Origin of the sequence: Micromonospora sp. AMSO31t, assembly GCF_008868175.1 — a bacterium.
Taxonomy (GTDB): domain Bacteria; phylum Actinomycetota; class Actinomycetes; order Mycobacteriales; family Micromonosporaceae; genus Micromonospora.
Genome location: NZ_WBKT01000267.1, coordinates 1 through 3,460 on the forward strand (window position 1 = coordinate 1; position 3,460 = coordinate 3,460).

The 3,460-nt window shown below is 72.0% G+C and carries 3 protein-coding genes; 1 reads left to right on the forward strand and 2 read right to left on the reverse strand.

Annotated elements, in window-relative coordinates:
- Positions 1-314: hypothetical protein (locus F8274_RS30155; protein ID WP_151465742.1), on the reverse strand; the 314-nt coding region annotated here is incomplete at its 3' end.
- Between the two features lie 161 nt (positions 315-475).
- Entirely contained in the window at positions 476-1,903 is a 1,428-nt protein-coding gene (locus F8274_RS30160; protein WP_151465744.1) for a UDP-glucose/GDP-mannose dehydrogenase family protein, read from the reverse strand.
- 251 nt (positions 1,904-2,154) lie between these two features.
- Between F8274_RS30160 and F8274_RS30165 the strand changes: the two genes are divergently transcribed.
- Positions 2,155-3,318 carry an acyl-CoA dehydrogenase family protein gene (locus tag F8274_RS30165; RefSeq protein WP_151465745.1) on the forward strand — a complete coding sequence of 388 codons (1,164 nt, stop codon included), beginning with the start codon at positions 2,155-2,157 and terminating at the stop codon, positions 3,316-3,318.
- The last annotated feature ends 142 nt before the right edge of the window (positions 3,319-3,460 follow it).

A 3,460-nucleotide genomic window follows, 5' to 3' on the forward strand; every position in this document is an offset into this window, starting at 1 on the left:
GGCGCGCCGGTGGTGGCGGTCGGCGGGCGGCGGCCGGGCCGGCGGCGCAGCACGCGGCGGGGCCGGGTGGCCTGCTTCGTCCGCTCCTCGCCGGCGTGCGCCAGGATGTCCCGCTGGAAGAGGGCGGCCTGCATCTTGGCGGCGATCTGCCGTTGCTCGCGGGCGATCTCGGCGTCGCGGGCCTTCATCTCGGCGATCGAGCGCTCGATCTCGGCCAGGTGCTCGGCCCACTGTGGCTGGTCGGCGCCGCAGTGCGGGCAGGCGACGGCGGGCTTGATCTCCCGCCCGCACGAGGCGCACCTGAAGGTCTGCACGACACTCTCCCGTCCGGTCGGCCCCCGCGCGGTGAACCTCCCAGTCGCAGCATGCCTTGACCGGGCCCGGATTTCGACCGTTGCCGGCGCGTTCCGGACAACAAAAAGAGCCGGCCGGCCGGGGAACGGATCCCCGGCCGGCCGGCCGACGGTTCATGGCGTCAGGGGCGGCCCATGCCCCGGTACTCCCAACCGGCCTGCGTCCACAGTGTGGAGTCCAGGCAGTTGCGGCCGTCGACCACCTTGCGGCCCTTGGCCAGCTCGCCCAGGGCGACCGGGTCGGCGTTGCGGAACTCGGCCCACTCGGTGAGGACGCAGACCAGGTCGGCGCCCTCGACGGCGTCGTTCATGGTCGCCTCGTAGGTCAGCTCGGGCACGGCCCGGCGGGCGTTCTCCACGCCCTGCGGGTCGAACACGTGCACGTCGGCGCCGGCCTTGCCGAGCAGCGCGGCGACCGCGAGGGCCGGGGCGTCCCGGACGTCGTCGGTGTTCGGCTTGAAGGTGGCGCCGAGCACGGCGATCCGGGTGCCGGAGAGGTCGGGGCCGGCCGGGCCGGAGCGGCGGCCGAGCAGGTCGGCGGCGAGCTGGATCACCCGGGTCCGCCGGCGCAGGTTGATCAGGTCCACCTCGTGCAGGAAGCGCAGCGCCTCGCCGGCGCCGAGCTCCTGGGCGCGGGCCTGGAAGGCCCGGATGTCCTTGGGCAGGCAGGCGCCGCCGAAGCCGAGGCCGGCCTGGAGGAAGCGGTTGCCGATCCGGGGGTCGTAGCCGATCGAGCGGGCGAGCTGGGTGACGTCGCCGCCGGCGGCCTCGCAGACCTCGGCCATCGCGTTGATGAAGGAGATCTTGGTGGCCAGGAAAGCGTTCGCGGCGACCTTGACCAGCTCCGCGGTGGCGAAGTCGGTGACCACCAGCGGCACCTCGCGGTCCTCGGTGGCGGCCAGGTCGAAGACGCCCTTGTGGGCGGCGTAGAGCATGCCGTTGGCCCACTCGCTCTTGACCCCGACGACGATCCGGTTGGGCCGCAGCACGTCGTCGACGGCGAAGCCCTCCTGGAGGAACTCGGGGCTCCAGGCCACCTCGACGCCCAGGTCGGCCGGGGTGTGCTTGCCGACGAGCTGCTCCACCCACTCGGCGGTGCCCACCGGCACGGTGGACTTGCCGACGATCAGCGCCTTGCGGGACAGGTGCTGGGCGAGGCTGGTCACCGACGCCTCGACGTACGACAGGTCGGCGCCCATCCCGTCGGCCCGCTGGGGGGTGCCGACGCAGATGAAGTGCACGTCGCCGAAGTCGGCGGTCTCCTGGATGTCGGTGCTGAAGCGGAGCCGGCCGGCCGCCAGGTTGCGGCGGAGCAGCTCGTCCAGGCCGGGCTCGTGGATCGGCACCTCGCCGGCGTTCAGCTTCGCGATCTTCTCCGCGTCGACGTCGAAGCCGAGCACCTCGTAGCCCAGCTCCGCGTAGCAGATGGCGTACGTGGCGCCGAGGTAGCCGGTGCCCAGGAAGGTCACCCGGGGTCGGGCCGCGCCGGAGGGCGGCGTCACCGCGGCGATGGCGGGCATCGGCTGGGTGTTCGGGTACGGGATCGTCACGCCTGTTTTCTCCGCTCGCACTGGCGGCGCTTCCTTGCGTCGCGTTCGGGCTGGGCGCCAGGGCCGGCACCGGGGGAATGCTGTCGTCTTGTGTGTGAGGGTAGTTGTGGCCCGTCGCCCTACCTCGTGCGCGAGCCTACCCGCCGGTAGGGTCCGGCTGAACCCTGGTGGCTATCCTTCAGTCTGCGGCAGTCGGCAGCCTTCCAGGCGCCACAGACTGCGCATGATAGCCGTGAAAGGGGAGGGCCGACATGCCCGCAGATCAGTCGTTCGACGTCTACCGGTTGCCGGAGGAGCACGAGGCCATCCGGGAGGCGGTCCGGGAGGTCTGTGCGGCGAAGGTCGCTCCGCACGCCGCTGAGGCGGATGAGACGGGTGAGTTCCCGAAGGCGTCCTACGACGCGCTGCGGGCCGCCGACTTCCACGCCCCGCACATCCCGGTCGAGTACGGCGGCGCCGGCGCGGACGCCCTGGCCACGGCCATCGTGATCGAGGAGGTGGCCCGGGCCTGCGCCTCGTCCTCCCTGATCCCGGCCGTGAACAAGCTGGGCACCATGCCGCTGATCCTGGCCGGCTCCGAGGAGCTGAAGCGGAAGTACCTGACGCCGGTGGCGGCCGGCGACGCGATGTTCTCCTACTGCCTCTCCGAGCCGGAGGCGGGCAGCGACGCCGCCTCGATGACCACCAGGGCGGTCCGGGACGGCGACCACTGGGTGCTCAACGGCGTGAAGCGGTGGATCACCAACGCGGGCGTCTCGGAGTTCTACACGGTCTTCGCTGTGACGGATCCCACAGCCCGCTCGAAGGGCATCTCCGCCTTCGTGGTGGAGAAGGCCGACGCCGGGGTGAGCTTCGGCGCGCCGGAGAAGAAGCTCGGCATCAAGGGCTCGCCGACCCGCGAGGTCTACCTCGACAACGTCCGGATCCCGGCCGACCGCATGATCGGCGCAGAGGGCACCGGCTTCGCCACCGCGATGCGGACCCTGGACCACACCCGGGTCACCATCGCCGCGCAGGCGGTCGGCATCGCGCAGGGCGCGCTGGACTACGCCAAGGGCTACATCCAGGAGCGCAAGCAGTTCGGCAAGCCGGTCGCCGACTTCCAGGGCATCCAGTTCATGGTCGCCGACATGGGTATGAAGCTGGAGGCGGCCCGGCAGCTCACCTACACGGCCGCCGGCAAGTCGGAGCGGGGCGACGCCGACCTGACCTACTTCGGCGCGGCGGCCAAGTGCTTCGCCTCGGACGCCGCCATGGAGATCACGACCGACGCGGTGCAGCTGCTCGGCGGCTACGGCTACACCCGGGACTACCCGGTCGAGCGGATGATGCGGGACGCGAAGATCACCCAGATCTACGAGGGCACCAACCAGGTGCAGCGCATCGTCATGGCGCGCCAGCTGCTCAAGGGCTGACCCGAACGGGTGACGATCGGGCGGGCGGGCCGGGTGACCGGCCCGCCCGCGGTCGTCAACGGATCTCGGTGGTGCCCTCCGGTCGGGTGGTCGCGCGCGGGGGCGCGGACCACGGCGACTCGCCGCCGGTGCGGCGGGGCAG